Source organism: Halosimplex yunnanense (assembly GCF_054504345.1).
On record NZ_JBTJEL010000034.1, the window covers coordinates 148,624 to 174,073 of the forward strand.

Consider the following 25,450-nt stretch of genomic DNA (forward strand, 5'->3'; position numbering starts at 1 on the left):
CTTGTCGGAGTCCTCCTCACTGGAAGACGTGTCTCCCTCCACCCGTCGGGCCTTCCTCGCAGCCGCCGGCGTCGCCGGGGGCGCCGCCGTCGCCGGCTGTTCCGGTATCGACGCCCTCTCGAGCGAACAGCACCTCACCTACACGCTGAACGCCGACCGGCTAGACAGCTCGATCACCGAGCTTGCGCTCCGGGATCCCCCCGAAGAACCGCGGCCGTGGACCGCCGACTACGCGGAGACGATCGACGCCGCGGTCGCCGGCGAGCGGCCGACGACCTACGGCTACCCGCCGGTGCCCGCCGACGAGTACGTCGAGCGCGACGGCACTTACTACCAGCTACAGGTCGTCACTACGGGGCTCGAACGCATCGAGCGGCCCGTCCTGACGCTGGAGTGGGTCGGGCAACTAGACGACCTCGACGACCCTCCCGAGCGGGTTCGGTTCCCCGCGCTCACTCGACTCGACCAGCACGCGGTCAAGGCCGCGTTCGTGGCGGCCCGCCACCGCGAGATGGGTGGACAGCCGCCGAAGGGCATCGCCGAGGAAGGCGGTTACGTCTACCGTCGGGGCTACGACGGCCCCCAGAGCGCGTTCGCGCCCGAACCGCTCCACGACCACGTCGAGTTCAGCGGGGTCGTCCTCGCCGTCTCGGTCGAGCAGCGCGAACTGGCCGAGCCCGCACGGACGGGCGTCGCGATCCCGGTCGCCGACTCCCCGGCGCAGTTCGAACGCGCCGTCGACGGCGAGACGGTCGATACGCGCCTCGACCCGTCGACCCTCTCGGATAACCAGCGGTCGATGCTCTATCGCGACCAGTACGAGGAGACGACGCCGCTCTCGGATGGGTTCCGGTCGCTGCTCGTCGACCTCGGACTGGGCGAGTACCTCGACGCGGTGCCCGAGGAAGCCCCCGAGGCCGACAACGGCCTGCGGTTGGCCTTCGGTGAGGAGTACTACCGCTACGGGCTGTACGTGAATCCGGCGGACTGAACGCGGGCGCGGCGCGATGCCGTGGGGCCCGTTTTCCGTTCTCAGTTCGCGTCGGCCCACTCGACGGCGTTGCGCAGTAGCGCGACGACCGAATCGTGTTCGAACGCCTCGTCGGTGTGGCCCAGCGAGATGTAGGCGACGCGGCCTGCCGATTCGTTGGTCCAGACGACGGGGTACGTCTCCTCGAGATCGGCGTGGTCCATCCGCGCGAGCACCTGCAGGTCGTCGTCCCACTCGACCTGGTAGGGTTCGTCGAAGACGGTGAAGTCGTCGACGCCCTCTGTGATGGGGTGGTCGGCGACGACGTCGACGCCGAACTCGGAGCTCTCGGGGTGGGTGAGGAAGTGGCCGCCGATCAGTTCGCGCAGTTCCGGGAACGGCTCGTCCATGTGTTCGATGACCTCGTCGGGGTCTTCCGGGGCGATCGAGGTCAGATCGGAGGCGGAGTGGACGCCGACGTAACCGCCGCCGGACTCGACGTGCCCCAGCAGGGCGTCGAGTTGCTCGTCGGTGAGCGTCGAGTCGGTGAGGTAGTCGACGAGCACGTCGTACTCGCCGGTGAGGGCGTCGCGGTCGTCGGTGATCGTCACGTCGTAGCCGTCCAGCGCTTGCTCGAACCAGGGGCGCTTGTCGTCGATCGCGTGGAACGGGAAAGTGTTCTCCCCGAGCACGAGGATCTGTGTCATGCCCGATGGGTCGACCGTTCGCCGGATAGCTCCACCGGTCCCGGAAGTTCGCGAGATGCTCTGTGTGGGGTGTTCACACGGACCGCTTGGTCCGTCAACGCATACCGGGTAAACAATTATTAACGTCCGGTGCGTAGGGATCAGTATGGCAACACGCCAGTCCACGTCGGAGCCGACTCCGACATATCACACGTGCAGCTGTGGGAAACAGTTCGAAACCACAGAGGAGCTTCTCGAGCACGCACGGGAATCGCACGGGCTGAGCGTATTCTGAATCGGCGCGCCGGTTCGGGCTGGGCCGGCGCGTCAGTAAGTTCGTACCTGAAACTGCTCGTAGCCACCGTGAGAGTGTTCTAACGAGCCGATCCACCAGTTCCACCGCTCGACGAGCGTGTGGTCCACGGGCGCGTCTTCGAGGTTGTCGAGCACCGCGTCCACGTCGAGTTCGAACCCCAGGTCCTCCTCGACGAGCCCCGAATCCGCGAGATCGCGGGCCTGTCGGGCGACGACGCGACGCGCGCCGGCGTCGCCCTCGAAGCGGTCGAGCTCCCGTTCCAGCCGATCCCGGTTCACACCTGCTTGTACGCGGCGAACGCCTTGAAACTCCGTATCCACCTTTTTCCGCTCGGGTTTCTTCGGTCGCCGTCGGCGACCTTCGGGAACCGCTCGCGCAAAAACGTGGGCGAAAAAGCGCGAGTGGCGCGGAACGAAGTTCCGCGGACCGTTCGAGCGGGCCGTGCCCGCGAGAAGACGGCGAAGCCGCTCGCGTGAACCAGCGCCTTCGGCGCCGGACGTTATTCCAGCCAGGCGTCTTCGATCTGCAACGTCCCGCGCGTGCCGTCCCACTCGGTCTCGTAGTCCAGTCGGATCGCCCGCTCCATGTGCGGGCCGTCGGTCACCAGCGTCTCGAACTCGCCGCCCTCCCCGAGGATGTGAACGCCGTATTTCTCGCTCAGAGACTCCAGTTCGTCCAGCGCGTCGGCGTCGAGCCGGCGGCCGAGCCACGACTCGTCGAGACCGCCCGCGGCGACGCGGATGATCCGGATCTCGAAGCCCGCCGCGAGCATCTCGTCGGCGAGTTCGCGCGGTTCGCGCTGCCAGAGCGGGGCGAAGACGTCGGCTCCGAGGCGGTCGGCCATCGCCTCGATGCGGGAGGTCTGGTACTCGCTTTCGACCGCCCCGGCGGTGACGCCCGCGAGTCCGCCGGGAAGTTCGTCGGCGAGTTCCTCGAGCGCGGCCTCCAGCGGTTCGAGTTCGGCGTCGCCCTGCGCGCCGGAGTCGACCGTCTCGCTCGCCGCGAAGTCGTCGGGCTCGACCTCGACGAGCGGGATCCCGATGCTCTCCGCAGCGAGGCTTGCCAGCCGCGTCGCGGGGACGTGGTACATGTAGGAGTCGCCCTCGGGGTGGACCGTCGCGAGTCGCTCGACGGGGAGGCCGCGTTCGAGCGCCCGGTACAGCGCCCACGAGGAGTCCTTCCCGCCCGAGAAGAGCGAGACCCAGCCCCCCGCGTCGCCGTCGTCGTCTGTCATACCCGCAGGTAGGCGTGCTCGCTCATTTACGCTCTCTGATCCGAACGGTCGCTCCGATCCGGCGGCGACGGGATGGCCTCGTCCGGTCAGGTCGCCGGGCGACGCCTAATCGCCGCCTTCGCGCTGGTGCGCGAACTCCTGCTCGACGGTGGTACCGCTGAAGTAGGCGGCGAAGCGGACGCCGGCGAGACTCACGAGGACGCCGGCGAGGATGAACAGGGCGAGGCGGGCGCCCGGGGGAGTGATCTCTGCGCCCTGGAAGGCGAGGGGGCCGACGTCGAACGCCGGGATGTCCAGCGCGTGCTCCTTCTCGGAAAGTTCGAGGAAGTACGCGGAGAACCCGCGGACGACGAGGCCGACGGCGACGGCGCCGAAGGGGAGGTTGAGGTAGGCGCTGCGGACGCCCTCGCGGCGGATGAGTTCGTCGAGGAGGCGGCCGGTACTGGCGGCGAGCGCGGCGCCGGTCAGCCAGGGGATGGCGTCGAAGGCGAAGCGACTGGCGAGGACGAACGGGCCGACCGTTCCGGCCGCGGAGACGCCGATCACACCCAGGAAGACGCCGACCAGCGAGAGGCCGGCGGCGACGACGTAGGTGACCAGCGCGACCTGGCCGGAGTACAGCGCTTCCTGTATCTGGCCGGGGAGCGTGGCGAGGTAGGCGTCGACGCCGAGGCCCTTGTAGAGGAGGAACAGGCCGACGACGGCGACGATAGCGCCGGTGGCGACCCCCGGGCTGGTGATGGACCAGAGGACCGGGTAGGCGATGAGAGCGACGCCGAGCGGGACGAGGACGGTCTTGCGGAGTTCCTCGTCGGCGAGGAACTGCTTGAGCAGGTAGTAGGTCGACTCGATGTCCCGCGCCTGCCGGACGACGACGCGGTCGACGGCGTCGACGGTCAGCCGCGACTCGACGATGGGGACCAGCCGTTCGTCCTCGGCGCTGTCGACGACGACGACGGCCGAGTCGGGGTCGTGGTCGTCGATGAGCCCCTCGACCTGTCGGGCGATGGCCCTGTCGGCACTGATCGTATCGTCGGTGCCGGCCAGCACCGCTACGACCGTCTCGTCACCGCCGGTATCGAGATCGCGCGCCACGCGGAGGGCTTCGAGCAGACAGTTGACCTGACTGTCTTCGGGGTCCTCGACGCCGACGTCGACGACGAGGGACTCGACGGCGTCCCGTCCGACGACCGGGGGGTCCGTTCCCTGCACGAGGTCGCCCGCGCGATCGATACAGACGACCAGCGTTGTCACAGTTCGAGGGAAGCGCGGCCGGGATAAAAATCCTCGCGACCGTTCGCGCCCGATCCGCCGCGGGCCGCCCGCCGTCCCGCGGTCGATCGCGGCGGCTGCAGCGACCGTAGCGGCGCGTTCGGCTCAGTTCCGCTCGTCGCGGACGGTGTCGACGACCCCGCGGAGGTAGCCGACGGTGAACCCGCGGGCGCGGTGGCGCCAGTCGGTGTCGCCCTCCATCGCCGGGACGTGGTCGGGGACGACCACGCCGTCGAAACCCACGTCGTGGAGCGTCCGGACTGCCGCGACCGTGTCGAAGTTGCCCTCGTCCACGAACGTCTCGTGGAACTGCGGGACCGTCCCGACCACGTCGCGGAAGTGGACGAAGACGATCTCGTCGCGCTCGCCGAAGGTCCGCAGGACCTCCGTCACGTCCTCGCCCATCTGCGAGAAGCAGCCGAGACAGAGCTTCAGGCCGTGGTTGTCGCTCGGGACGAGTTCCATCGCCTTCTCGAAGTTCTCGACGTTGCGGAACAGCCGGGGGATCCCCCCGAGCGATTCGAGGCTCGGCGGGTCGACCGGATGGAGCGCCAGCTCGACGCCCGCTTCCTCCGCGACGGGGAGGATCCGCTCGAGGAAGGCCTCGTAGTTGTCCCAGAACTCTTCCTCGGTGTACTCCCGATCGAGGCCCGGCGCGAGTTCGTGGGGGTCGTCGATGTCCTCCAGATCGAAGGCCGTGCCCTCGGCGCCGCCGCGGATCTCGACGGGTTCGGTCCGCATCGGGACCACACCGCGGGGGTTCCACTGGTAGCCCAGGATCGGGACCCCGGCCTCGCCGAGGTTGCGGACGAGCCGCTCGATCTGGTCGAGGCGCTGGTCCTTGCCCTCGCGGTCGAACATGATGTCGCCGTACAGCGAGTAGGGGAGCGACTGGATGCCCGCGAGGCGGAGGCCGTGGGACTCGACCTGCTCGCGCGCGGCGACGAGTTCCTCGACAGTGGGGATCGAGTCGGGGCCGACGGCCACGGTGTGGGTGGCCTCGCGGTCGTTGAACTCGTCGGGTTCCTCCTCGGTGTCGGCGTGGTCGACGAACACGTCAGTCGCGCCTAGCTGGCGGAGATAGCGGAGTCGCTCGTCGGAGAGGTTTCGACTGCGGACGCCGACGCGGACGTTCGCGGCGTCTTCGCCGCGACCCTCGCGTTCGCCGTCTCGCTGGCGTGGCTCGCTCATGGCCGGACGTGGACCGCCGGCGGCAAAATACCCACCGGCCGCGGTCGAACTCGCTCGGAACTGGACGATTGAGAACGCGCTTTCGGACCGCTACCGGCGGAATCGAAGCCCCTCGGCGTCGCCGTCGAACGCGCTGGCGAGACCGGCGCCGAACGCGTAGGTCGCCCGCTCGGCGCCGAGGCGGATCCGCTCGCGGAACGGCCGGGCGGGTTCGAACTCCCGGACGACCACCGATTCGTCGAGGCGCTCGGCGAGGGCCGCTTCGACGTCGTCTGCGGTCCCGAGGTGGTCGGCGAGGTCGCGGTCGAGCGCCTCGGGGCCGAGGAACACACGTGCCTCGGTGTCCTCGACGGCCTCGCGGTCGAGACCGCGGCGCTCGGCGACGGTGTCGACGAACTGGTCGTAGTAGTCGTCGACGATGCCCTGAAGATATTCGCGCTCGTGGGGCGGCAGATCCTTCAGGGGCGCGCCGGCGTCCTTGTACTCGCCGGCGGTGAACCCCTCGTAGGAGAGCCCGAGGCGCTCGGCGAGTTCGCTGGCGTTGACGCGGGAGCCGATGACGCCGATAGAGCCGACGAGCGTCCCCTCGCGGACCCACAGCTCGTCGCAGCCGGCGGCGATGTCGTAGCCGCCGCTGGCGCAGGTGTCCGTCGCGTAGCCGACGGTCGGCCCGTTGAAGTCCTCGACCGCCAGCCGGATGTCCTCGCTGGGGACGATCTCTCCGCCCGGCGTGTTGAGTTTCACCAGCAGCGCCTGCGCGTTCGGGTCCGCGTCGGCGCGCTCGATCTGTTCGACCACGTCGTCGGCGCTCGCTCCCATCGGCGATCCGGGGACACCGCGATTGCTCTCGCGGGTGATCGGTCCCTCGACGGCGACTTCGGCGACGTTGTAGGGCGTGACGAGCGAGCCGGCCAGCCGGCTGCCGAGCCACAGCGCGACCAGGGTGGCGAGCCCGACGACCAGTACGCCCGCCAGATCGAGGAGCGATCCGGGGTAGCGGACGAACGCGTACCACGCGCCGACGAAGCCGACGGCGCCCACCAGCCCGGTGACGGCGAGCGGGACGACCGTCCCCTCCACGACGCCGACGGGTTCGCCGTCGTTCGGTTTGCTGCTCACGTGAATTGCCTCCGTGGGGGACTCTCTCGGTCAACGGGAAAGTCTATCGGCGAGTCGCGGCGCGGTCGGTCGCCACCCCGGAAGAACCCGCCCTCAGAACGTGACGTCGTCGAAGTCGCTCCAGATCTCGTAGTCGGTCAACTCGTCCAGCTCGGCGGTGTGGCGTTCGAGCATGTGTTCGGAGACGTTCGTCGTGACGACCCGGTCGGCGTCGAAGCGCTCGGCGGCCGCACGCAGTTCCGCGGCGTCGCCGTGGTACTCCGCGCCCAGCACCGACCCGTCGAAAAAGAGCAGATCCGCGCCGATGCAGTAGTCGGGGACGGTCCCGACGCTGTCCACGTCCGGCGCGTAGACGACGGTCGTCCCCTCCGCGGAGACGGCGTACCCCTGCGTCGGGAACGAGAGCGTGCCGTGCTCGATCTCGAAGGCACGGACCGTGATATCTCCGATCCGGACGTCCTCTCCCGGACCGAGCGGTTCGTACTCGACGTGATCGAGGATGTGGGGGAACGTGTCCTCGGTGAACGTCCTGACGGGGCGGCTGCCGTAGACGGTGACGTCCTTGCCGAAGGTGGCGTGGTCGAAGTCGGCCTCGTTGCGGACGTGCCGGCGCATGGCCGCCTGGTCGAGTTCGTTGATCCCCCAGTAGTTGTCGAAGTGCGCGTGCGTCGCGAAGAAGCCGTCGACGTCGTAGACCTCCTCCTCGTGGAGCTGCCCGGCGATGTCGGGACCGATGTCGAGGACGACGGTCCGGTCTGCGGCCTCGACGAGGACGGCCGGGCGGCGACGACGCTCGCTCTCGGCGCAGTACTCGCAGTCACAGAGCGGCGCGGGGATGCCGACCGCATCCCCGGTCCCCATGAGCGTGGCGCGCATGCGAACGTTTGGGCCGAGCGGCCGAAACGGGTTTCGCCTCTCAGAATTCGAACGTGTTCGCTCGTCGCGCCGCCCGGACGGGACCGAGCGCGGCCGCGGATCCGCTGGCGTTCAGTCGCCGAACGGGCCGCCACCGCCGCCCATACCGCCCATGCCGCCCATACCGCCACCGCCGCCGCCCTGCATCTGCTTCATCATCCGCTCCATATCGGCGTCGCCCATGCCCTGGAACTGGTCGAGCATCTGGCGCATGGCGTTGTACTGTTCGAGCAGTTCCCGCACACGTTCCTCGGGCTTGCCGGAGCCGCGGGCGATGCGCTCGATGCGGCTCTTGCCGACGGTGCGGGGGTTCTCCAGTTCCTCGTCGGTCATCGAGTCCATGACGACCTCGAAGTCCTGCAGGCGCTCCTGAGTGACGTCCATCGCGTCGTCGGGGAGCTGGTCCATGAGCCCGCCGCCCATCCCGGGGATCATGTCCATCACCTGATCGAGCGGCCCCATCTTGTTCATCGTCTCCATCTGCTTGCGCATGTCGTAGAGGGTGAACTTCCCCTCCATCATGTCCTCGGGCTCCCAGTCGTCTTCGTCCTCGCCCGTCTCCTCCATCGCGCGCTCGACGCGCTCGGTGAGCTGTTTCAGGTCGCCCATGCCGAGCAGCCGGGAGATGAAGCCCGACGGCTCGAAGCGCTCGATGTCCTGGACCGTCTCGCCGGTCCCGAGGAAGGCGATCGACGAGCCGGTCTCGTTGACGGCGGCGAGAGCGCCCCCACCTTTCGCCGTCCCGTCGAGCTTCGTGATGACGACGCCGTCGATGCCGATGGAGTCCTCGAACTCCTGAGCCTGGTCCTTGGCGGACTGGCCCATCGCCGCGTCGAGGACGAGCAGGTCCCGGTCCGGCTGGACTTCTTCCTCGATGTCCTCGATCTGGTCGATGAGCTCCTCGTTGAGACCGTCGCGGCCGGCCGTGTCGACGATGCGGATGTCGGCGTCTTCGGTCGCCTCCAGCCCCTCGCGGGCGATGGTGACGGGGTCGTCCTCGTCAGGGTCGCCGTAGAAGTCGACCTCGGCGCGCTCGGCCATCTCCTTGGACTGGTCGTAGGCGCCGGGGCGGTCGGTGTCGGTCTGGACGATCGCCGGGCGCAGGCCCTTCTTGGAGAACCACCACGCCATCTTGGCGGCGGTGGTGGTCTTCCCCGACCCGTAGAGGCCGGCGAGCATGATCGTCTGCGATTCGAGCGGGAGTTCGGTCGACTCGCCGACGAGGCCGACGAGTTCGTCGTAGACGACGCGGAGGACCCAGTCGTGGGCGGAGGTGCCCGCGGGCGGCTCCTCTTCGAGCGCGCGGGTCTTGATGCTGTCCGACAGGTCCATCACCAGATCGACGTCGACGTCGGCCTGCAGCAGCGAGCGCTGGATGTCCTTGACGACCTCCTCGACGTCCTCTTCGGAGATGCGGGACTGTCCCCGGAGGTCGTTGAGGGTGCTCCGGAGCGACGTGCCCAGATCGTCGAGTACCATTTGCAGGCGAGTACGCGGCCGGTCCGTTAAAGACTTTGTACTCCCGCGGGCGCGCTGGTTAGCTCAGGATCGAACGGTGAGGGACGGCATTTTCTGCGTGTTATATGCCCGAAAACGCCGCCCTTAACGGTTTTTTGGACGAAGTAAACTCTCACCAGACTAAAGCATATTTGATGAGAAAAACCAATTGATAACTATGGATTCGCTGTCCGACCCTGCTGCCCTTTTCGAACGGCAGGACGTACCTTCCGGTGAACTGACGAAGTCGTTCCCCGACGAAAAATTCGAATCGGTCCGGAAACGCTATGAGGGGCTTGATGGCGTCGCGATGGTCGGGATCGGCGCCGATAATCAGGTCCTCCTGATGGGTAAGGGAGCGTGGGCGCCGCTCGGCGCAGACGTTACCGAAGGCGACGATTGGGTGGCCGCCACCCGAAGTGGTATCGAGAAGTTGGCCGGTGTCGAGATCGAAGTCGACTCGCCCGAACTCGTTGAGTCGGTCACGTTCTCGCGTGATGGATCGACGGACGATTCGCTCGAATCGACGGTCGTGCACTTCAGCGCCTCGCTCGCCAACGATGTCCCCGAATTCCGAAACGATCCGACGGTCAGTGAGGAACTCCGTACGAGTCACGACGTGTCCGAGCTCCCGGAGTTCGCCTGGTTCGGTCAGGTGCCCGAGAACACGCATCCAAATCACGAAGAGCACGTTCGCGTCTTCTTCGAGTAAAATGCTCTGGGGTGTTTAGAGGGCCGTAGATCCCCCAGTCGGCGGCATCTGGCGGCTGGGGGAGACCAGCCAGCGGTCGTTCGGGCGGCGTGGAACTAAGAGGCCGGAGGGCGGAGTCGAAAGTATGATTCGGGCCCGTAGGCGCCGCGATCGGTCGTGACCCGGGAAGGCCGCGGCGACCCGACCGACCGCGTGGAGTACGAGCCGGTCAGCGTCGTCGAGCTGCTCGGCGAGATGAAAGACATCGCCGAGCTGCTCATCGACCTGTCCTATTCCTCCGTCCTCTTCGACAGCCGGGCGCTCGCCGAGGAGGTCCTCGAACTGGAGTCGGAGATGGACGTCCTCCAGCTGCAGGCGCGGATGAGTCTCGTGATGGCCGGCCGTTCTCCGGACGAGGCGGAGGAACTGGCCCCGATCTTCGGCATCGTCGGCGCCGCCGAGAAGATCAGCGACGCCGCCGGCGACATCGCGAAGGTCGTCCTCGACGACGTCGGGCTGCCGGCGTCGCTGCGGGCGGCGCTGCCCGACCCCGTCGAGACGCTGGCGCGGGCGGAACTGACGGCCGAGTCGACGTTCGCCGACCGGACGCTCGCGGACATCAACATGGAGACGGAGACGGGCGTCCGGGTGCTGGCGATCCGCCGCGGCGACGACTGGGTGCTCAACCCCGACCGCGAGACGACGCTGCGAGCCGGCGACGTGCTGCTCTGTCGCGGGCCGGACGACGGCATCCAGGGCGTCTACGAGACGCTGACCGGCGAGGCCTTCGAGCGGCCGGAGATGGGCGAGTCGGCGATCGACGACCTCGACCGGGCGGTCGAGACGGTCGTCCTGATGAAGAACGTCAGCGAACTCGCCGTGGACCTGGCCTACGGGAGCGTGCTGTTCGACGACCCCGAACTCGCGCGGGAGGTGAGCGAACTGGAGGTCGAGGTCGACGGGCTCAAATCGCGGTTCGAGGCGTGGGCGCTCCGGGCGGCCGCCGAGGTCGAGGATCCGGTGACGATCCGCGGCCTGCTCCACCTCGCCGCCAGTACGGAGGTCATCAGCGACGCCGCGCTGGAGATCAGCGAGGGCGTCCTCCGGGGACTGGGGAGCCACCCGGTCGTCCAGGCCGCGGTCGAGGCCTCCGACGAAGTGCTCGTCAGCGTCCGCGTCGAACCCGGCAGCGACCTTGACGGGGCGACCATCGCCGAGGAGGCGCTCCGGACCACGACTGGAATGCTCGTCATCGCGATCCGTCGTGAGTCCGACGGCGGTGGCGCGGTCGTCGACGCGGACCACGGGGCAGACGAGGGCGCGGCCGGCGACACCGAGCCCGAGTGGCTGCTGACGCCCGACCCGGAGACGACGCTCCGGGCGGGTGACAACCTCATCGCGAAGGGGACGCGTACGGGCGCCGACCGCCTGCGGGATCTGGCCGGATGAGCGCCGCGAGCGACTGGTCGGTCGGCGGGATCACCCGCCGGTTGTTCCCGATCCTGGTCGCGCTCACGGTGCTGGAGCTGCTCGGCGGGCTCACGTTGGGCAGCTTCGAGTCGACGCTGCGCCGGTACCCCTCGCTGCTCGTGCTCGTCCCGGTGACCATCGGCACGGCGGGCAACCTCGGGAGCATCCTCTCGGCGCGCCTGTCGACAGCCTTCCACCTCGGCCTGCTCTCGTTCGACGCGAACGACCCGGAGCTGCTGGGGAACGCGATCACGACCGTCCTGCTGGCGGTGACGGTGTTTCCGGTCGTCGGCGTGGGCGCGTGGGTCCTCGCGCTGGCGACTGGCGGGACGCGGCTCCCGATGCTGACCGTCGTGGCCGTGGCGTCGCTGAGCGGCGTCGTCCTGGCGGCGCTGGCCATCGTCGTCACCGTCACGGCCGCCTACGGCGCTTACCGCTTCGAGGCCGACCCCGACGACGTGGTGATCCCGGTCGTGACCAACGTCTGTGACGTGCTCGGCGTCCTCGTGCTGTTCGGCGTCGTCCGGGTGGTCGTCGCGTGAGACCGAGCGGTATCGGCGCCGGGTCGGTCACCGAGACCGTCAGGGAGGCCTACCGCAGCGCGCTCCCGACGCTGCTGGTCAGCGCGCTCGGCGGCCTGCTCGCCGGCGGTATCCTCGGCGGGATGGAGTCCCAACTGGAGGCGGTCCCGGGACTGCTCGTCGTCGTCCCGGCCTTTCTGGCCATCCGCGGGAGCGTCTACGGATCGCTGGGATCGCGGCTGTCGAGCGCGCTCCACCAGGGGCTGATCGAGGCGCGGTTCGAGGCCGACGACCGGCTGGTCAGCGCCGTCGCCGCGGCGCTGATCAACGGCGTCGCGGCCAGCCTGATCGCCGCGGTGCTCGCGTTCGTCGCGCTGGTCGCGCTCGGCCAGTCGGTCGCGCCGCTGTGGACGCTCGCGGCCATCGCGCTCATCGGCGGGGTCCTCTCGGGGATCGCGCTGACGGTGGTGATCGTCGTCGTCGTCTTCGGTGGCTACCGTCGCGGGATGAACCCCGACGACCTGGTCGGCCCGGCGATGACCACCGCCGGCGACATCTTCGGCATGGCCTCGCTCTACCTCGCGACCCTGTTCGCGCTCGGCCTGACCTGAATCGTGAGTGGAGGGTGGCTCTCGCGCCGTTCGCGCTCGCTGCGGTCTCCGTCGGAGCGCCGAGTCCGCCGTCGAAACTGAACGCGCACGTGACCCGCCGCAGCGATACGCACACGAAACGTCGAAGTACGGGGGGTCCAAACGTCCGCGCATGGCAGACCTCGCAAGTTCGGCGACGCAACTCGTCGAGAGCATCCTCGAAATGCCGGGCCACTTCCAGGACGTCGCGATGCACGACCCGCTGAACGTCGTGCTCATCGGGCTAGGCGCGCTGTTCGTCACGCTCCCGGTCATCGCGATGGGCTACCTCTCGCTGGGCGCGTTCTTCTCGCTGTTCACCGGCGCGAGTTCGCCGCCGCCGGAAGCGCGATAGACCAGGCGCGCGACACTCCCGGATTACGTCGTGGCCGCCGCTCCGAGTAGCTCGATGGCCCGCTCGACGTCGGGGCCGAGCGGCGCGGCGGCGACGAAACTGTCCGCGTACTCCAGCACTGCGTCGATCTCCGCTTCGACTTCTCCAGGTGTCCCCGCGATGCAGAAGGCGTCGAGCATCGCCTCGGTGACCCGCTCGGCAGCTGTGCGGAACTCGCCGGCCGAGACCGCGTCGCCGACCGCCTCGGCGGCCTCGTGGTCGATGTCGTGACGCTCCAGTACGGGCGGGGGCGCGCCGCCGGCGACGAACGCGACGGGGAAGCGTGCGGCTTCCCGGGCCGCGTCGCCGTCTTCGGCGACGCTCACCGACGCGTAGGCGGCGAAGTCGAACTCGCCGCGCTCGTCGGGACGGTCGGCCAGCCCTTTCGCGACGCGGTCGCTCGCCCACTCGTAATCGCGGGGGTGAGCGCCGTTGAACAGCACGCCATCGGCGTGTTTGGCGGCCATGCTGGTCATGTGCGGGCCCTGCGCGCCGACGTAGACCCGGATCGACCCCACGTCGTAGTTGAGGCCGGCGTCGTCGGCCCGGAAGGTGCCGTCGTGGTCGACGCGCTCGCCGTCCCAGAGCCGCTTCGCGACTTTGAACGACTCCAGCACCCTGCGGAGCGGCCGGTCGGGGTCGATGCCGAGGTTGGCGAGCGTCGAGGCGTCGCCGGGACCGATCCCGAAGACGCCGCGGCCGTCGCTGTACTCGTCGAGCGTCGCCATCTGCGAGGCGAGCGTTACCGGGTGCGTCTCGAAGGGGTTAGCGACGCCCGGGCCGACGAGGATGTCGTCGGTCGCGGCGGCGAGCGCCGTCAGCGCCGCGAACTGGTCGCGGTTGTTGTAGTGGTGGCTGACGAACGCGGCGTCGAAGCCCGCCTCCTCCGCAGTTTCGCCGAACTCGGCGAGCGTCGAGACCGGGTGCTCCGGGGTGAGTTCGACGGCTCTCATCGATTCTCGTCCTCACCGTCGCTTCCGCCGTTACTGTCGTCGTCTCCGTCGCTCCCCTCGCCCCGCAGTCGGTCGCGGTCGTAGTCCCACTCGCGGAGCGCGTCGCGGACGTAGTCGGCGTTCTCCGACCGGAAGAGGCCGTCGTGGGGCTCGTGGTCCCCGAACTCGAAGTCGCGGACGACGGCGACGGGCAAGCCGTCGTCGCCCTCGCCAGTCAGGAGGTTTGCGGCCGCGGCGAGTTCGTCGACGACGGCCTCGACGGTGACGCCCAGTTCGCGGCCGTCGCGGTCGTGTTCGCCGCGCCAGTCACGGGCCGCGGGCATTCCGGCCCAGCCGATGGCGACCCCGCGCTGGCCCTGCCTGAAGGGCCGGCCCGAGGTGTCGGTGACGACGACCGGGACGTCGAGGGTCTCGTGGATCCGCTCGGCGCTGGCCGAGGGGTCCTCGGGCAGCAAGAGCAGGTCCGCGTCGGGGACGTTCGAGCGGTCGATGCCCGCGTTGACGGAGATGTGACCGAAGCGCGTCACGGCGAGCAAGAGCGGCTGTTCGGTGAGCAGCTCTCGGCTCTCGTCGATGACCGCCTGCGCGAAGCGGGGGTCTTTCTCCTCGCCGGCGAGGGCGCCGATGCGCTCGGCGATCCGCTCGGCCTGCGGACCGGGGTCGAAGTCGCTCAGGTCGGCCTGTCGGCCTTCCGCCTTCGAGACGATAGAGTGGGAGACGCAGACGACGTCGCCCTCCCGTAGGTCGACGCGCTCGGCGATCAACTCGCCGACGTCGTCGCCGGGGCGAACCTCGGGGATGTCCTCGACCGCAAATAGTTCCATACCCGCCCTGCGGTACGCCCGGGCAAAAACACCCCGCTACGAGCAGGCTTCGCCCGGACCGGTGACGAACGGCCCCGTCGCGCGGAGGCCAGTACGTCGACGGACGCGGCCAGCCCTCAGAGGGTCTTTGACAGACAGGTCGCCGACGACGGACAGAGATCGGCGAACTGGGTGGTCTCGCGGATGGCCGCCGGCGCGTCGGTCCGCTCGATCTCCTCGTACCCGCGGGCGGCGAAAAACGCCGCCGCCGTCGTCGTGAGCAGGTAGAGCCGGTCGACACCGTCGGTGCGCGCTCGTTCCTCCAGCGCGTCGCAGACGGCCGAGCCGACGCCCTCGCCCCGCGCCGACTCGACGACGACGAGCGACCGGAGGAGTGCGTCCGCGCCGTAGGTCTCCAGTCCGCCGACGGCGACCGGGTCCCGGGCTGCCGTTTCGGCTGGAACGGGCTCGCCGTCACCGTCGAGGCCGTCGGCGTACCCGAGGTAGAACCTGCCCCGGCCGGACCGCACGTCGCCCGACGGGAGGTCGTTGCGGTCGAGCAGCGATTCGACGGTCGAGAGCGCCGCTCCGTCGGCGCGGCGGAGGCGGACGGACGGGCCACCCATGCGTCGCTGTTCCGTCGCGACCGGCAAGTAGGTTTGCCGGTGCGGATCGGCCTGATCCGGTCGGCCGCGGCCGTGCCCGATCCGTAACGCTGGTGGTCGGGCCCCGCACAGGGATGCTCATGTCCGAAACCCCCGCACGCGACGAGGTCGGCGACCTCGCGGACGTCGCCGTCGAGGCGGTCGAGTCCGCCGGTGAGTACCTCCGCGAAGCCTTCCGCGACGGCGGGACTCCCGCAGACTACACCGCGACGGACGTCAAAGCCGAAGCCGACCGCGAGGCCGAGCGGCGGGTCCTCGATGCGATCTCCGCGGTCTACCCCGACCACCGCATCTCCGCCGAGGAGTCGGGCGACCACCCCGGTGACGGCGAGTACCGCTGGGTGGTCGACGCCCTCGACGGGACGAACAACTTCACGGTCGGCGTCCCGACGTTCGGCGTCGCCGCGACCGTTTGCGACCGGCAGGGACCGGCCGGTCCGGAGGACGATCCGGTCGCGACCGCCGTCCACGTCCCAGTTCTCGACGACACCTACGTCGCCGAGCGCGGGGGCGGCGTCCGGTACAACGGGACCACCGTCGAGGTCACCGACGGCGTCACGCTGCCGCCCGAGAAGGCGACGGTCGGGCTGATAATCGGCCAAGAGGTCGTCTCGGGCGGCGCCGAGCGCCGCGAGTGGGACGCCATCGCGGAGTCGGTACGCGGGGTCTGCAAACGCGGCATCCAGACGTGGGCGCCCGTGGTCTACTGGGGCCTGCTCGCCCGCGGGCAGCTCGACGGCTTCGTCTGTTACTACCCCGCCGAGCGCGAGCAGGTCGCCGGCGAACTCCTCGCTCGCGAGGCCGGCGCCGTCGAACACGCCGACGGCCCGCTCACCGTTTTCGGCGCCAACGAGGAGACGTGTGACGTGCTCTGGGATGCGGCCACCGACGCGCTCTGAACCGGTTTACTGCCGTGGCGCGCGCTGTCGCGCGCTTTCATGCGCGCGGCGGAAGTCGTGCGAGGGATGAGGAGCGCAGGAGCGCAGCGACGAGTACCGGAATCGGCTGGGGAGGCGTGTGGCCGTCTGTGGTGCCGTGCGGGGCGGATGCTGTTGCGGTGGCAGTGCTGTCCTGGCGGACTGAAAGGGCGAGGCGGGCTCGCGTGCAGTTCAGTCGTCTGAGCAGGCACTATCTGCGCGGGCGGTGCGGAGAGCGCGGATATCCTGCTCAGCGACCGCGAGCGCGCAGAGGGCTTTCATCGCCTGCTGTCCGCTGCGATAGCGGTCACTACAACTCCTAGCGAGCGCGCCGAGGGCTTTCATCGCGTAGCGCATCCTGCGGTACTGTATCCCCTATGGGGCGGCTCGAAGCCGGTAAAATTCACGCACAGCCGACGATCCGGTCCAGTATCACCTCTCTCGATCCGGCCGAAAGACTCATCGCGCAGTTCGGTCTACCGGTTCCAATGAGTGTCGTGGGTGATTTCACTGTTTCCGCCGAGGCGTTCGCACTCGGCGATTCTCTCGAGGCTGCCCCTGCGGTCACCGTGGAGTTCGACCGGCTCGTCGCGCACAGCCGGGACTGGATCATGCCGTTTCTCTGGGCGTCGGCTGACGAGGACAGTTTCGAGGCGTTCGAGGAGGCGATGGCCGACGACCCGTCGGTCGCGTCGTTCGAGGTGACCGACGCGTTCGCGGGGGCGCGGCTGTACGAGATGACCTGGAGTCGCGCGGTCGCGCGGGTGGTCGACCTCGTGCTCGACCACGAGGGGGCGATCATCGACGCGACGGGTCGCTCGGGCGAATGGGAGCTGCGGGTCCGCTTCGGCGACCGCGAGCGGCTGGGCCAGTTCCACGCGCACTTCAAGAACAGCGGCGACGTGACGCTCCACCAGCTGTTCTCGCCGAACGAGCCCCACAGCGGGACGTTCAACCTGACGGCGAAACAACGCGACGCGCTCATCGCGGCCTTCGAGGCGGGCTATTTCGAGTCCCCGCGTGGCGCGACCGCGACGGAGCTGGCATCGTCGTTCGACATCTCCCAGCAGGCGTTCTCCCAGCGGCTGGACCGGGGGATCGCCCGTCTCGTGGAGAACGCGCTGCTCACCGGCGACGTCAGGGATACTTGAACGCCTTCGGTATCTCACCCGTCGGCTTACCCCCGGATATCTCCTACCGTGAGAGAACGAGATGGACTCCCAGCACACTTCTTCTGATCCGGACGCGCTGTTCGAACTCCTCGCGGACCCGCGCCGTCGTCGCCTGCTCGAAGTACTCGAGGAGACCGGGCGCGGCGAGCGGGCGCCGCTGGCCGACCTGAGCGAGCGCGTCGCCGTTGCCGAAGGGACCACTGAGGGCGAAGCACGCCACGGCGTCGCCGTTGCTCTCCACCACGTTCACCTCCCGAAACTCGACGAGGCAGGGCTCGTGGAATACGACCCGGAGACCCGAGTCGTCGAGACGACCGACCGGTCGGCTGCGGCCGCCGGACGGCTCGTCACCGAGGAGTGACGCCCGGGACTCGCTGTTGAATCGACTCGACCGGTCGAAATCCAGTCCTTAGCGCTCGTGGACGGTCACGTCGAGCCGACCGTCCGAGACGTCGGCGGTCATCATCGTCGCCCGGTCGGCGGGCGCAGCGCCGGTCGCGCTGCCGGGGTTCAGGATCCGAACGCCGTCGTGTTCGCGGTCGACGACCTCGTGGGTGTGACCAGCGACGCCGACACGGGGTTCGTCGGCTTCCTCGCGGACCGCTCGCGCGACCCGATCGATCCAGCCGCGCTTCGAACCGCTGCCGTGGGTCACGACGAGGGTGACGTCGCCGACTTCGACTGTCGCGCGCTGGGGGAGGCCGACGCGCGGGTCGGTGTTTCCGGCGACTGCGACGAGGTCGCCGGCCAGGTCCTGCATATCGGCGAGTGCGCTTTCGGAGTCGAAGTCGCCGGCGTGGACCACGCGGTCGGCCGAGCGGATCCGCTCGCGGAACTGGTCGGGGATCCGTCGCGCTCGGGAAGGGATGTGCGTGTCGCTGACGAGGGCGAGTTCCATGCGCGGGGGTTCGACTGGCTCCCCCAAGTCGGTTTGCCCCGCGGCACCGCTCGCGGGCGAACGCACTCGCGGCGCTCCGCCCAGACCCTCGTAGCGCCGGCCCCTGGACTCTTGCCGGCCGGCGACGAACTACCGGCTGACGATGACCGACGAGGCCGACGACCGGGACCCAGCCACCGACGGTCGGGATTCGGCCGCTGATCTCACGGAGACCCACGTCGTCACGGTCTTCCTGCGGAACGGGAGTGACGTACTCCTGCTCCGCCGTAGCGACGCGGTGGGATCCTACAGCGGTCGGTGGGGCGCGGTCGCGGGCCACGCCGAGGGCGACCCCGACGCGGCGGCCCGCCAGGAGATCCGCGAGGAGACGGGGATCGACCCGGAGACGGCGACCACGCTCGTCCGCCGGGGCGACCCGTTTGCAGTGACCGACACGGACCTGGGGACGCGGTGGGTCGTTCACCCCTACCTCTTCGACTGCGAGTCGCGAGCCGTCGATACCAACGAGGAGACGGCCGAGTTCGAGTGGGCACCGCCGACCGACGTCCTCCGTCGCGAGTCGGTCCCGGACCTGTGGACGTCCTACGACCGGGTGCGACCGACACCAGCGTCGATCGCCACGGACGCCGACCACGGCGCCGCCTACCTCTCGCTGCGGGCGCTCGAAGTCCTGCGCGACGAGGCCGCGCTCGCCGCCAGCGGAGGAGCCGAGCGCGGAACGGGCTGGACGGAACTCGCTACGACTGCGGAGGAACTCCTCGACGCTCGCCCGGCGATGGCCGTGGCCACCAACCGCGTGAACCGCGCGGTCTCCCGCGCCAGCGACGACCGTACTCCGGCCGCACTCGAAGCCGCTGCCCACGAAGGTATCGAGCGAGCCGACGCCGCAGACGCCGACGCAGCGGCACTCGCCGCAGATCGGCTTCCAGATCGGATCGCGACCCTCTCGCGGTCGGGGACGGTCGCCGCGGCGCTCGAACGCGCTGACCCGGACGCAGTGCTGGTCGCCGAGTCGCGGCCGGGCCGAGAGGGGGTCGGGACGGCCGAGCGACTGGCGACGGCGACCGACGCGGAAGTGACGCTGACGACGGACGCGGCGCTGGCCGACCGACTGGCCGCGACGGACATCGAAGCGGTGGTCGTCGGCGCCGACACGGTCCTGCCGGACGGCCGGGTTCTCAACAAGGTCGGCACGCGGGCAGCGGCGGTTGCTGCCGCGAGCGAGGGGATCGACTGCTTCGTCGTCGCCGCGAGCGACAAGATCGCACCGGCCGAACGCGACAGTCACGGCGACGGCGCTGTCGATGACGCTCCTGTACAACCCGACCGCGAGGAGCGCGATCCCGCCGAAGTGTACGACGGCGACGCCGACCTGCAAGTCGCGAACCCCACGTTCGACGTGACGCCGGCCGCTCTGGTTGACGTACTCGTGACCGAGCGGGGGATACTCGACACCGACGGAATCGCCGAGGTCACCGCCGAGCACAGCGAACTGGCGAACTGGCAGTAACTGGCGTCAGTTCTCGTCGGACACCGCGTCGGGGAACGCCTCGCGGACGGGTTCGGGCGCGCGATAGTCGCGGTACTCGGCGGCGGCAGTCACGCACAGCAGCCCGGCAAGCAACACGACGCCGGTGGCGTTGGAGTCGCCGACGTCGACCCGGTCGAGGACGTTGTGGAACCAGAAGAGGTTCGCCAACGGGGTGGCGTGGAACTCGTGTGCGTACTCGCCGGCGGTGACGGGGAGGAACCGCCATGCGTCCGGTATCATCGCCCAGATACCGCCGATGACGACGAGCGTCCGCTGGAAGGGGGCGTCCGGGAGGACGGTCAGGACGACTGCCGTACACGCTGCCCCGACGGCGAAGTGCGCGATGGCGAGCGACATTCCGATCTGCGAGGGTGTTCACCGGCCCGACATAATTCTCTGTCGACCCGGACGGGTATCTCTACCCGCCGCACGTCTTTTCACAGAGAACCCCGTTCGAGCGAACAGTGACAGCGAACGCAGACACCGACGCGGTCGCCGCACGGGTCGTCCTCCGCTACGACCCCGTGACCGACCGCGTCTCGGAGGAACTGTCGAAGCCGCGGTACAGCGCCTATCTCCGGACCGAGGAGGCCGGGCCGGTCGCCGCCGGCGATGCCTGGGAGCACTTCGTCAGCCGTGGCTGCGGCGCCACCCGTGACGTCACGCTCACCGTCGAAGCGGTCGAAGGCGGTCAGCGGGTCGGCGAGGAGACCGAGTTCACGTTCGTGCCGGCCGAGGAAAGTACGAGCGTCGACGAGTGAACTCGGGGCGGAAGCCGCTACGATTCGTCGAGAGCTACGGGGACGCCGGCAGCGGCCACGTCGGCGGCGAAGGCCCGCGAATCGGTTTCGAGCGTCGAGAACGTGTTGTAGTGGACGGGAACGACCAGCTCCGGTTCCATCACGGCGGCCAGCGCCGCGGCCTCGTGACGGTTCATCGTGAACCGCGGTCCGATCGGGGGGCAGAACACCGAGACGTCGACGTTCTGGTGCGGGCCGAGCGCGTCCGTGTCGCCGGGGTAGAGGACGCGCTTGCCCTCCACGTCGACGACGAACCCGCAGCCGAACCCCTCGGGGTGGAACGGGGTGCCGTCGGGGCGGGTATGCGGGCCGTTCTCCTCGTTGTAGGCCGGGACCGTCCAGACGGGTACGTCCTCGACGGTCAGGCTGTCCGTGTCGCCGACCGTCTCGACGTCGTAGGGCAGCGACGACAGCGGCGGTAACTCGCGGTCTTCGACGCCCTGCTCGATGCCCTCGAACGCCACGATGGTCGTATCCTCGCCGGCGACCCGCTCGACGCCGTCCGGGTCGTAGTGGTGAACGTGGGTGAGACAGACCACGTCGGCGTCCTCCGGTCGGTAATCTTTCGCGGGCGGGTGGCCGACGCCGTCGGTGTCGGGCTCCCACTCGCCGGTGAGGACGCCGTACCGTCCGGGATCGGTGTAGACGACGGTGTCCTCGCCGGCGAACCGCAGCGTGGCGTAGCCCAGCCACTCGACGGTTATCCCGTCGTGGCGTACGGTCATTGAAAGAGCTACGCTCCCCGGCCCACATAAGTCGGGTGCTTGTCGGTCGGCTACGTGCGTATTCGATCGATCCCAATGTATACGAACACGGGACCGGACGGGACGTCGAGCGACCCAGCCGACCGACTCCCGGCACGATCTGTGCCTATCATCGACCGGCTATCTGAATATAGAAAATCTGATTAAAACACGATCCAGTCATCAGAACAATGTATATCTAGCGTCCGAATTTTGGGCTTCCCGTCGGGTGGTCACTTTTAGTAACCCAGCCAAGAGATCAGTCGCAGTCATGATAAAGGCGGCTTAGAAACCGCTAGCAGGCTGTGAGGTCGTCGATGTATCCGTGGGTCGCTCTTCGAACCGTAGGCTCGTGGAGTGAGTCCGGGTCGGCAGGTCGAACTGCACGGACTGCACGAATCCACAGACTGAGATCCGCCGGAATCCGGATTTCTGACGGATTCCTCGGTACACAGACTGGTATCGATTGAAGCCGTCTCTGATGGCGTCGTGGATCGGCCCGCAGCGTCGCACGTGTTCCGGCCATCGTGTGGGTGTAAAATGATAAGATAAGACTAATACATAGTAGAATTACGTTTGATGGACGATTGCCGTCGAGAAATCGCTAGTGGAGCTTCCGGTGAGGGATTCGACGGTGAGCGCGCTGCGAACGGCGGCGGACCGACCGGGTCAGTCCGGGGTCGCCGACCGGCGGCCAGCGTTTAGTCCGCGACGAACGGGCGGAGTTCGATCGAGAACGACACGGGTTCGGGTTCGACGCGGTACCGTTCGAGCGTCGTCGGGCCGCAGCTGCCGGTCCCGAGGCCGCAGTGGGTGTGGTCGAGCGAGACGGAGATTTCGTCGCGCTCGGGCAGTTCGTGGACGTGATCCGCCGCTTCCAGGTCCGCGGTGGTGTAGCGATGGGCAGTCATGTCGAGCAGCGACTCCCCGGTTACGCGCAACCCGACGCCGCTCCCGTCGGTGAAGGTCGCCCAGCGCACGTCCGTTCGGTTCCCGTTCTCCTGCGGCCGGACGTAGGGCGTGTGCAGGTCGGTCACGTCGCGCTCGTAGCGGCCGACCAGCGACGATCGCTTGCTGTCGGCGTAGGACTCACCCGGACCGCGGCCGTACCACGTGACCGTCTCGAAGTCGCCGGGCAACTGCAGGTCGAGGCCGACCCGGGGCAGTGACGGAATCACGGACATGTCACCCTCCGGTTCGAGCCGGGTGTCGACGGTGACCGACCCGTCGCCAGCGACCGTGTAGGTCTGCTCTGTGGCGAAGCCGTGGTCGTAGATCGGCGGCGCGAGCCGGCCGGAAACGGTGATCTCGACGGCGTCCTCGCCCCGTTCGTGCGTCACTTCGTCGGCCCGGAACTGCAGGCTGTCGAGGCCGTGCTCGCGCCAGATCTGCGCGAACCCGATGGTCCAGAACTGCCCCGGCTGAAGCGTCGCTTCCCGCTCGGAGAGCGCGGTCAACCGCGAGAGGAGCTGTCCGTCAAGAGGGAGCCCGCGGTCGTTGTCCGTCGGCGCCCGCCAGAGGTCGACGCGCGGCCCCTCCGCGAGGAGTTCGCGTCCGCGGTAGGTCAGCGAGTCGACGACCCCGTGGGTGTCGTCGAACAGGAGTTCGAACTCGGAACCGGAGACGACGATGCCGTCGTCGGTCCGCTCGGTGGTGAGCGGCGCGCTGTCCGCATACGGCGTCGCTGGCTCGCCGCTGCCGGGCAGTTCGAACTGCCCGGTCGCGATGGTGTGCCCGGCGTCGGCCCACGCGGCCGCACCCGCGAGCGAGACTTCGATCGTCAGCAGATACTCGGCGTCGCCCCGTTCAGTTCTCTCGGCGTCCGCGAGCGGGACCGCCACGGTCCCGCGCTCGCCGGGTTCGACGGCGGGGAGTTCGAGCGCGCCACTCTCGACGACCTCGCCGTCGGCTTCGACGCGCCACGAGGCACGCAGGTGATCGAGCGAGCGGAAGTCGTAGCGGTTCTCGACGACCACCTCGCCGCTGTCGAGGTCTCCCGCGGCGAGCGTCACGGGCTCGATTACCTTCTTGTACTCGACGAGGCCCGGCGACGGCTCGCGGTCGGGGAAGACGAGGCCGTTGATGTTGAAGTTCGCGTCGTTGGGCTCGTCGCCGAAGTCGCCGCCGTAGGCGAACCACTCCTCGCCGTCGTCGGTCCGCTGGCGCAGCCCCTGGTCGAGCCAGTCCCAGACGAATCCTCCTTGCAAGCGCTCGCACTCGTCGATCAGGTCCCAGTACTCGCCGAGGCTTCCGGGCCCGTTGCCCATCGCGTGGGCGTACTCGCACATGATGACCGGATGGTCGTAGTCGTCCGCGGCGGCCCACGCCTCCAGTTGCTCCCACGGCGGGTACATCGGCCCGACGATGTCCGAGACCTCCTGTTCGGTGTCGGGCTCGTAGTGGATCGGCCGCGTCGGGTCGCGCTCGCGGGTCGACTCGGCCATCGCGACGTGGTTCTCGCCGAAGTCCGACTCGTTGCCGAGCGACCAGACGACGACGCTCGGGTGGTTCTTGTCCCGCTCGACCATCCGGACCATGCGGTCGACGTACGCGTCGCGCCACTCCGGCGCGTCGCTGATATGGGGCGTCTCCGGCGCGTTCTCCATCCCGTGGCACTCGATGTCCGTCTCGTCGAGGACGTACAGCCCGTACTCGTCACAGAGGTCGTAGAACCGGGAGTCGTTGGGGTAGTGAGCCGTCCGGACGGCGTTGACGTTGTGGCGTTTCATCAGCTCGATATCCTCGCGCATCGCGCCGATCGGGACGTGACGGCCGCGGTCGGGGTGGAAGTCGTGGCGGTTCACGCCGCGGATAGTCACCGCCTCGCCGTTGACGAGGAACTGGCCGTCGACGATCCCGACTTCCCGGAAGCCGACCGTCTCTGTCACGACCTCGATCGGATCGTCGGCCTCGCTCGCACTTCGCCTCTCACCCTCCAGCAGCGCGAGTTCGAGCGTGTAGCAAGTCGGCGTCTCCGCCGTCCACTTGTCGGGGTTTTCGACGGTCGTTTCCAGCGTGACGGTCGACGCGTCGTCCGCGGGAACCTCCGCCGTTCCGCCGAGCTCGGCGACGACCGTCCCGTCCTCGTCGCGGAGCGTCGCGGAGACCGTCCGGATGGCCTCGCTCGCTCCGGCGTTCGCGAGTTCCACGTTGGCGCGCAGGGTCGCGTCCTCGTAGTCGCCGTCCAGATCCGTGCGGATGTCCACGTCGGCGACGTGCGTCTCCGGGACGGCGTAGGCGTACACCTCCCGGAAGATGCCGCTGAGCCACCACATGTCCTGGTCCTCGATGTAGCTCCCGTTGGTCCACTTGTAGACGCGGACCGCGATCGTGTTTTCGCCGGGCTCGACGTGCTCGGTCACGTCGAACTCCGCGGGGAGGCGCGCGCCCTCGCTGTAGCCGACGCGCTCGCCGTTCACCCAGAGGTGAAACGCCGAGTCGACGCCCTCGAAGTGGAGCCGGACCCGTCGCCCGTCCCAGTCCTCGTCCACGTGGAACGTGCGGCGGTACGAGCCGGTCGGATTCTCGGTGGGGACCTGCGGCGGGTCGACCGGGAACGGGTAGTCGACGTTCGTGTAGTGGGGCCGCCCGTACCCCGCGGCCTGCCAGTTCAGCGGGACTTCGATGCCGTCCCAGTCGGCGGCGTCGAACTCGGGGTCGGCGAATCCCTCGGGAGCGTCCTCCGGTGTCGGTGCCAGGTCGAACTGCCACTCGCCGTTCAGCAGCGTGATCCACGGCGAGGCCGCACGGGCGCCCTCCCGCGCAGTCACGCCGTCCGCGTAGGGGAGCACGTCCGTGTGCGGTTCGAGCCGGCTCCGTCCGACCGTTTCGGGGTCGATCCAGTCTTCCATGTCGTCCGTGGTGTGCGAGCGGGCGATGATTACTCTTCGGGTGGGATCGGGATCCGGTCACCGTCATCACCGCTAGTGAGAGGACGACGGCACACCCGCCGATTCCCGACGGTTGGCGGTCGTCCGTGTCGTTCCGCCGCCGGTGATCCGGGTAACGCACTTCCGGATGTATGAGTGTAATCTCTGGCGTCCAGTCGGAGACGAGTCCGACA

The 25,450-nt window shown here is 68.8% G+C and carries 26 protein-coding genes; 11 read left to right on the top strand and 15 right to left on the bottom strand.

From position 1 onward, the window contains the following. Positions 1–28 precede the first annotated feature (28 nt). On the top strand, positions 29–991 hold the full coding sequence (locus AB2U09_RS12085) for a twin-arginine translocation signal domain-containing protein (protein WP_459192976.1): 963 nt from the start codon (positions 29–31) through the stop codon (positions 989–991). Positions 992–1,032: 41 nt separating this feature from the next. Here AB2U09_RS12085 and AB2U09_RS12090 read toward each other — a convergent pair whose 3' ends face one another. The 8 genes from AB2U09_RS12090 to AB2U09_RS12125 form a co-directional block, all read right to left on the bottom strand. Beyond that, positions 1,033–1,677, bottom strand: coding sequence for a ThuA domain-containing protein (locus tag AB2U09_RS12090; protein WP_459192977.1), 645 nt, complete (start codon positions 1,675–1,677; stop codon positions 1,033–1,035). A 306-nt stretch (positions 1,678–1,983) separates the two neighbouring features. Continuing rightward, positions 1,984–2,292 carry a WNWW family protein gene (locus tag AB2U09_RS12095; protein WP_510172077.1) on the bottom strand — a complete coding sequence of 103 codons (309 nt, stop codon included), beginning with the start codon at positions 2,290–2,292 and terminating at the stop codon, positions 1,984–1,986. A 179-nt stretch (positions 2,293–2,471) separates the two neighbouring features. Continuing rightward, positions 2,472–3,206: a diphthine--ammonia ligase gene (locus AB2U09_RS12100; RefSeq protein ID WP_459192979.1), complete on the bottom strand. Its 735-nt coding sequence runs from the start codon at positions 3,204–3,206 to the stop codon at positions 2,472–2,474. 105 nt (positions 3,207–3,311) lie between these two features. Continuing rightward, on the bottom strand, positions 3,312–4,460 hold the full coding sequence (locus tag AB2U09_RS12105) for a DUF373 family protein (protein WP_459192980.1): 1,149 nt from the start codon (positions 4,458–4,460) through the stop codon (positions 3,312–3,314). A gap of 123 nt (positions 4,461–4,583) precedes the next feature. Further along, positions 4,584–5,669 (bottom strand): mannonate dehydratase, encoded by a 1,086-nt coding sequence (locus AB2U09_RS12110; RefSeq protein ID WP_459192981.1) that lies wholly within the window; start codon positions 5,667–5,669, stop codon positions 4,584–4,586. 90 nt (positions 5,670–5,759) lie between these two features. Beyond that, positions 5,760–6,788, bottom strand: a complete 1,029-nt coding sequence (gene sppA / locus AB2U09_RS12115; protein WP_459192982.1) for a signal peptide peptidase SppA — start codon at positions 6,786–6,788, stop codon at positions 5,760–5,762. Between the two features lie 93 nt (positions 6,789–6,881). Then, entirely contained in the window at positions 6,882–7,664 is a 783-nt protein-coding gene (locus AB2U09_RS12120; protein ID WP_459192983.1) for an MBL fold metallo-hydrolase, read from the bottom strand. A gap of 111 nt (positions 7,665–7,775) precedes the next feature. Then, positions 7,776–9,182 carry a signal recognition particle protein Srp54 gene (locus AB2U09_RS12125; RefSeq protein WP_459192984.1) on the bottom strand — a complete coding sequence of 469 codons (1,407 nt, stop codon included), beginning with the start codon at positions 9,180–9,182 and terminating at the stop codon, positions 7,776–7,778. 196 nt (positions 9,183–9,378) lie between these two features. On the opposite strand from AB2U09_RS12125, the gene AB2U09_RS12130 reads away from it, so the two are divergent. The 5 genes from AB2U09_RS12130 to AB2U09_RS12150 all read left to right on the top strand — a co-directional run bounded on the left by AB2U09_RS12130 (position 9,379) and on the right by AB2U09_RS12150 (position 12,866). Further along, a complete protein-coding gene (locus tag AB2U09_RS12130; protein ID WP_459192985.1) occupies positions 9,379–9,912 on the top strand; it encodes a hypothetical protein in 534 nt (177 codons plus the stop codon). Between the two features lie 234 nt (positions 9,913–10,146). Then, positions 10,147–11,340 (top strand): potassium channel family protein, encoded by a 1,194-nt coding sequence (locus AB2U09_RS12135; RefSeq protein ID WP_459193274.1) that lies wholly within the window; start codon positions 10,147–10,149, stop codon positions 11,338–11,340. Next, positions 11,337–11,903 carry a magnesium transporter gene (locus AB2U09_RS12140; protein WP_459192986.1) on the top strand — a complete coding sequence of 189 codons (567 nt, stop codon included), beginning with the start codon at positions 11,337–11,339 and terminating at the stop codon, positions 11,901–11,903. The genes AB2U09_RS12135 and AB2U09_RS12140 overlap by 4 nt, the downstream gene beginning before the upstream one ends. Next, a complete protein-coding gene (locus AB2U09_RS12145; protein WP_459192987.1) occupies positions 11,900–12,493 on the top strand; it encodes a magnesium transporter in 594 nt (197 codons plus the stop codon). The genes AB2U09_RS12140 and AB2U09_RS12145 overlap by 4 nt, the downstream gene beginning before the upstream one ends. Positions 12,494–12,644: 151 nt before the next feature. After that, positions 12,645–12,866: a DUF8024 family protein gene (locus AB2U09_RS12150; protein WP_459192988.1), complete on the top strand. Its 222-nt coding sequence runs from the start codon at positions 12,645–12,647 to the stop codon at positions 12,864–12,866. 23 nt (positions 12,867–12,889) lie between these two features. On the opposite strand, the gene AB2U09_RS12155 is transcribed toward AB2U09_RS12150, so the two are convergent. The 3 genes from AB2U09_RS12155 to arsN2 form a co-directional block, all read right to left on the bottom strand. Further along, a complete protein-coding gene (locus AB2U09_RS12155) occupies positions 12,890–13,858 on the bottom strand; it encodes a 5,10-methylenetetrahydromethanopterin reductase (protein WP_459192989.1) in 969 nt (322 codons plus the stop codon). Then, the gene (locus AB2U09_RS12160; RefSeq protein WP_459192990.1) at positions 13,855–14,682 is read right to left on the bottom strand and encodes a coenzyme F420-0:L-glutamate ligase; all 828 of its coding nucleotides are present in this window, start codon (positions 14,680–14,682) and stop codon (positions 13,855–13,857) included. Before AB2U09_RS12160 ends, AB2U09_RS12155 begins: the two co-directional genes overlap by 4 nt. Positions 14,683–14,798: 116 nt before the next feature. Beyond that, positions 14,799–15,287: an arsenic resistance N-acetyltransferase ArsN2 gene (arsN2, locus tag AB2U09_RS12165; protein WP_459192991.1), complete on the bottom strand. Its 489-nt coding sequence runs from the start codon at positions 15,285–15,287 to the stop codon at positions 14,799–14,801. 119 nt (positions 15,288–15,406) lie between these two features. Between arsN2 and AB2U09_RS12170 the strand changes: the two genes are divergently transcribed. The 3 genes from AB2U09_RS12170 (at position 15,407) to AB2U09_RS12180 (ending at position 17,776) form a co-directional block, all read left to right on the top strand. Further along, a complete protein-coding gene (locus AB2U09_RS12170; protein ID WP_459192992.1) occupies positions 15,407–16,225 on the top strand; it encodes an inositol monophosphatase family protein in 819 nt (272 codons plus the stop codon). Positions 16,226–16,731: 506 nt separating this feature from the next. Continuing rightward, positions 16,732–17,394, top strand: coding sequence for a helix-turn-helix domain-containing protein (locus AB2U09_RS12175; RefSeq protein WP_459192993.1), 663 nt, complete (start codon positions 16,732–16,734; stop codon positions 17,392–17,394). A 61-nt stretch (positions 17,395–17,455) separates the two neighbouring features. Continuing rightward, positions 17,456–17,776 carry a DUF7344 domain-containing protein gene (locus AB2U09_RS12180; protein ID WP_459192994.1) on the top strand — a complete coding sequence of 107 codons (321 nt, stop codon included), beginning with the start codon at positions 17,456–17,458 and terminating at the stop codon, positions 17,774–17,776. Positions 17,777–17,824: 48 nt separating this feature from the next. Here AB2U09_RS12180 and AB2U09_RS12185 read toward each other — a convergent pair whose 3' ends face one another. Continuing rightward, on the bottom strand, positions 17,825–18,313 hold the full coding sequence (locus AB2U09_RS12185) for a metallophosphoesterase family protein (RefSeq protein ID WP_459192995.1): 489 nt from the start codon (positions 18,311–18,313) through the stop codon (positions 17,825–17,827). A gap of 142 nt (positions 18,314–18,455) precedes the next feature. On the opposite strand from AB2U09_RS12185, the gene AB2U09_RS12190 reads away from it, so the two are divergent. Further along, the gene (locus tag AB2U09_RS12190; protein ID WP_459192996.1) at positions 18,456–19,823 is read left to right on the top strand and encodes an eIF2B alpha/beta/delta subunit family protein; all 1,368 of its coding nucleotides are present in this window, start codon (positions 18,456–18,458) and stop codon (positions 19,821–19,823) included. Between the two features lie 6 nt (positions 19,824–19,829). Here AB2U09_RS12190 and AB2U09_RS12195 read toward each other — a convergent pair whose 3' ends face one another. Further along, on the bottom strand, positions 19,830–20,201 hold the full coding sequence (locus AB2U09_RS12195; protein WP_459192997.1) for a hypothetical protein: 372 nt from the start codon (positions 20,199–20,201) through the stop codon (positions 19,830–19,832). A gap of 107 nt (positions 20,202–20,308) precedes the next feature. Here AB2U09_RS12195 and AB2U09_RS12200 point away from each other — a divergent pair, with 107 nt between their 5' ends. After that, a complete protein-coding gene (locus tag AB2U09_RS12200; protein WP_459192998.1) occupies positions 20,309–20,605 on the top strand; it encodes a DUF7968 family protein in 297 nt (98 codons plus the stop codon). 17 nt (positions 20,606–20,622) lie between these two features. On the opposite strand, the gene AB2U09_RS12205 is transcribed toward AB2U09_RS12200, so the two are convergent. After that, positions 20,623–21,369: an MBL fold metallo-hydrolase gene (locus AB2U09_RS12205; RefSeq protein ID WP_459192999.1), complete on the bottom strand. Its 747-nt coding sequence runs from the start codon at positions 21,367–21,369 to the stop codon at positions 20,623–20,625. A gap of 719 nt (positions 21,370–22,088) precedes the next feature. Continuing rightward, a complete protein-coding gene (lacZ, locus tag AB2U09_RS12210) occupies positions 22,089–25,238 on the bottom strand; it encodes a beta-galactosidase, LacZ type (RefSeq protein ID WP_459193000.1) in 3,150 nt (1,049 codons plus the stop codon). Between the last annotated feature and the right edge of the window lie 212 nt (positions 25,239–25,450).